Raw genomic sequence first — 4,202 nt, forward strand, 5'->3', positions numbered from 1 at the left:
ATATCCATAAAGATTATCAGCATTCTTTGGCTTGCGTATCATAAAAAGATCCTTCTTTTTTGTTTGATAAGCGTATGCTTTTTTTATTGATATTGTTTACTGGAGTAATGCCTTCGCAGGGACGATGCTAACCCCCGTCTGAAGACGGGGGAATGCGCATCGTAACTTTCTTCAATGTGCATTAACTTTCTGTGTGAAACTGATCCCGTGAGTCTCCAGTTTTTCCTCAACGGCACCATTCACAATACTGATCAGCCTCTCACGTTTGATGTTAGATACGGCTGAAAGTATCTTCAATCTGCGGGGTTCCGCATTCCGTGACTGGATAAGCTCATACGCAACCTCTTTATCAAATGCTGTCAGGTTTGCCCTCACTGTATCCGTTTCAGACTCCATGAACAGCTTGATATGCCCTACGAATTCAGGGCTTGAATTTATGACCTCTTCCTTGATATTATCTATGAGATCCCTGACGACGGACTCTGCCTGGTCGGTGTGGATGTTACCTATACTGTACTCCGTGGCATAACTGGTGATCCCCGAGGCACCGATAGAGTCCATTGTATCTGCGACAGGTTTGCCGGTTACCTTATCGACCATCTGGATACCGGGGATGCTGGTCTTGAGCTCGTCAACTCTGTCTCCCTTTATTATTTCCTCTGCGCCTTCTCCAAATAACATTCTCACGAAATCGTACCAGTGTTCATCTTCGTATGTTGCAGAGAGCAGTATTACTTTGGCCTTCGGATTCAATTGCTGGATGGAAGTCTCAATTATAGGTATCTGGATCTTGTCCACAAGGTCGATTTTGTTGATTCCCAGTACCTCCGCATCAATTATCTGCCTCATTGCAAAATGTTTGACTTCCTTCATCAGCTGCTTGAACCTGCTTCCGTCTATAAGCGTCACCAGAGGCTGGATAGTGGTGTCCTTCAGATCCATGAGTTTAATCTCATTCTTAATGATCTGAGGAAACGCAATGCCTGTAGGTTCGATGAGCAATATGTCCGGCTTATAGTCTCTCATCAGAAGACTGATAGTTGTCTTCATGTTTATTTTCAACGAACAGCAGATGCACCCGCTTGTCAGTTCGGTTGTCTGGAGGCCATATTTGGAGATCACATCTCCGTCAATCCCCACTTCTCCAATTTCGTTGACAATGATAGCGACTTTATTCCCCGCGTTGCTGAAATCCCGTCCAAGCCTTAGGACGGTGGTGGTTTTACCGCTACCTAAAAATCCACCAATTACAAGTACTTTCATAAGGTTATGCTCCTGTTCTGAAAAAGGATCATGCCGGAATTTCCAGCACTTCAAGGTTCTCCCACTTGAATTTATCCTTGGGGCATGCGTTGATGCATCTCTTGCAGTTCGCGCCGTCGCAAAGATCCGAACTTATCATGACAAGGCCATCGTCATCGATACTGAGCGCATCGGTGGGACAGACCTTGGCGCACTTCTTGCACTCGGGGCAGTCAACTTTCATAGTAAGGAACGTGCCTACCTTTTCAAGCACCTCGAGTCCTTCTTCACCAAGTATGGGGATATCCCTTATCACACGTTTATCGACCCTTGTGGTATGTTCCGGCAAGTCGATCTGGGGGAGCCCCTTTTTCTTGAGGAACTTCTTCAGCATCTTGAAAGGCATACCCTCTGTCCAGTAGGAGATCTCCTGGATATACGCATCCTTGAATCCCTGGTCGGTTGCAAACATTATGTGGTTGCTGAGGATTTTCCTTGCGATCTCTTGGAGTTCCCATAGCCTCTCTTCCGAGAGCAGGATCTCCTTTGCCACAATGAGTGATGTGTTTCCTATCTGGATCACTTCATCTACATTGTAGGGCACCATGCCTATCTGGTGTGCTTTCACTGCATCCATATAAGTGCCTGCAGCTCCTGACATGTATGCTTTCTTCACTTCGCTGACCTCTATGCCGGCTGCATTACACAATGCAAGGTGGCCGGCACGTATGGCACCGATCGCAAGCCCGGCTTCCTGAACGTCGTTCTCGAAGAACTTGACCTTGTCCTGCAGGTAGAGTATATGGTCAGGCGTGTTAATCTTTGGAAGCTGTATGATGCCGTTCTTCATCCCGGCGTCAATGATGGCAATAACTCCTGTACCTGTTATGCCTTTTGCATTAAGGTCGCTGTCCTCTAATACCTCTCCGCTCTTTGGGTCCACAAGCTTTGCTTTTATTGTATTCATTTCAGCATCAAGCACGTAGTTGCGCAGATTGCCATTCTCAAACTCGACATCCGCGATGACAAATGGTGATGCCAGTTTCCCGTACTTTATCTGCTGGCCTTCAAGCGCAGGGCCGGCTGCAGCGGAACCTGTATAGATGGTACCTTTGTGTATAAGTGCCATTTCTGCGTTGGTGCCGTAGTCCGTGGCAATGGCAGTTTCCTGGGTATCGAGGAAGCCGGATTTGATAATTAGCGCAAGTGCGTCTGCGCCAACTTCATGTCTGATTGCAGGCGGGACTACAAGTTTTGCATTTGGATAAACTTCAAGGCCAGTGACCTCGGGGCAGTTGACAATGCGTGCACTCCTGTCAGATTCCTTAATGTTGAGCTTCTCTTTTTTCCGTTCTCCTGCATACGCAAGGTCATCTATCGGGATTCCCTGGAATATGGAAAGCTGTATCGGGTTTCCGCAGATAGCCATCCTCTGCAGTTCTTCAGGCACTACACCCAGGGCCTCAATGACCTTTCTTACGGCATTCACATGAAGTCCGTGAGCAAGTTCCAGTCCGTAGGTAATAGCAAAGTCAAGGTGGTCCATCACATTAGCTCCCGGAAGCGGGTTACGAAGAGTTATAACTGTCTTCTTAATCTCTCCATTATCCAGGTCTATCTTCTGTGCTCGAATACCACTGGTTCCTAAGTCGATTGCAACTCCTGTTCTCATATGTATCCCTTGAAGTTTTTGTAAAGTTATTAAGTTAGTATTGAGTTCTAACTTAAAAATATATGCTACGGTACTGATGTTTGAAAGCAGTACTATTTAAATTGATTGAAGTACTTATATTAATTCTAAAAAATGGCAGTACAGCAACCGACTGAAAGTAAGTACCCCAAGTCAATTGGATTTGTATCTTATCTGCAGTATCGAAAGAACTAAATACTCATTTCTCGCTGCACATCCTTTCTCCTTTTTCTGTCAGGGCATATTTTTTACCTGCCTGAAAAGAACTTCCTTTATGGCACGCTGGTGCTGCAGGGCAGGTGCAACACCCTTTACCGGCAGCTGGCCCGTCTTCATCACAAACCGCCCTGATATAACCCATATGCTCCATATTCTGAATTATCCCCTTCAGGGTATCGGAGCTGATGTTAAGCCGCTGTGCAACCTCGCCGTAGGAAAGGTTCTCAAGATACAGGCTTCTCAATACGTCTTTAAGCATCCTATCCACTCAATTTTCTGCAACCTCAAAGCTGTCCTTCCACTTAAGGTATGTGAGCAATGACAGCACACCCAGGTATATTTCAGGCCTCAGCGCATCAAGGACCGACCAGCCGGCATAGTCCTCGTTCTTTAACAGGCGGGCTTCAAGCAGGTCTCCTGTTGCTGCAAGCATATATATTCCTGCAAATATGAGGGAAAGCAGAATCCCTACATACACATATGCTATCCCTTCGTGTACACCGGAATGTATCTCTGATGCCCCATACATGAATACGCACCCTATAAGTATGAGGATCATCCCTGCAATAATGTCCGGCGGGATGAACAGCATATCTGTGACAGCATATCCTGTGTAACCTGATATGTTGGCTTCAGACAAAGCCTTCAAGACACCTGTTATCAACTGGACCATTCCGATAAGGATGTAGCTACATCCCATAATAAGGGCGAACAGCATTTTGTCTGTAGTGCTCATCTCATAACCTCTGTTCAGTATCCAAGCAGTTTACCTCCCTGATATACAAGGAAAGCCATTATCCAGGCGACTGCAATCCCGTAAAAAAAGGCGAAGGCAGTCCATTTCCAGGATCCCGTTTCCTTTTTGATAACCCCCAGGGTTGCCACACAGGGCATATACAGCAGACTAAAGACCATGAGGCTGAGTGCGCTAAGGGCAGTTATCGATGGGTCAGCAATCAGGTTTGTAGTCAGAGCCCCGGGGTTGTCCCCTACTCCGTATAGCACCCCCATTGATGCCACGACTATTTCCTTTGCCACTAAACCAAACACA

General features: G+C 46.4%; 5 protein-coding genes. All 5 read right to left on the reverse strand.

The annotated features are described in order from the left end of the window. Positions 1–171: 171 nt before the first annotated feature. Positions 172–1,263, reverse strand: coding sequence for a GTP-binding protein (locus Q8J68_RS07035; RefSeq protein WP_305310810.1), 1,092 nt, complete (start codon positions 1,261–1,263; stop codon positions 172–174). Positions 1,264–1,291: 28 nt separating this feature from the next. Then, entirely contained in the window at positions 1,292–2,914 is a 1,623-nt protein-coding gene (locus Q8J68_RS07040; protein WP_305310811.1) for a methylamine methyltransferase corrinoid protein reductive activase, read from the reverse strand. Between the two features lie 217 nt (positions 2,915–3,131). Next, positions 3,132–3,410: a FeoC-like transcriptional regulator gene (locus tag Q8J68_RS07045; protein ID WP_305310812.1), complete on the reverse strand. Its 279-nt coding sequence runs from the start codon at positions 3,408–3,410 to the stop codon at positions 3,132–3,134. 9 nt (positions 3,411–3,419) lie between these two features. Next, positions 3,420–3,887: a hypothetical protein gene (locus Q8J68_RS07050; RefSeq protein WP_305310813.1), complete on the reverse strand. Its 468-nt coding sequence runs from the start codon at positions 3,885–3,887 to the stop codon at positions 3,420–3,422. Between the two features lie 14 nt (positions 3,888–3,901). Next, on the reverse strand, positions 3,902–4,202 hold a 301-nt coding region (locus Q8J68_RS07055; protein WP_305310814.1), incomplete at its 5' end, for a nucleoside recognition domain-containing protein.

Origin of the sequence: Methanolobus sp. (assembly GCF_030682845.1) — an archaeon.
Lineage (GTDB): Archaea > Halobacteriota > Methanosarcinia > Methanosarcinales > Methanosarcinaceae > Methanolobus.

What these genes read in the sequence shown, in the direction of transcription:
- Q8J68_RS07035 (WP_305310810.1), bottom strand. Translation starts at nt 1,263, where the DNA reads ATGAAAGTACTTGTAATTGGTGGATTTTTAGGTAGCGGTAAAACCACC.
- Q8J68_RS07040 (WP_305310811.1), bottom strand. Translation starts at nt 2,914, where the DNA reads ATGAGAACAGGAGTTGCAATCGACTTAGGAACCAGTGGTATTCGAGCA.
- Q8J68_RS07045 (WP_305310812.1), bottom strand. Translation starts at nt 3,410, where the DNA reads ATGCTTAAAGACGTATTGAGAAGCCTGTATCTTGAGAACCTTTCCTAC.
- Q8J68_RS07050 (WP_305310813.1), bottom strand. Translation starts at nt 3,887, where the DNA reads ATGAGCACTACAGACAAAATGCTGTTCGCCCTTATTATGGGATGTAGC.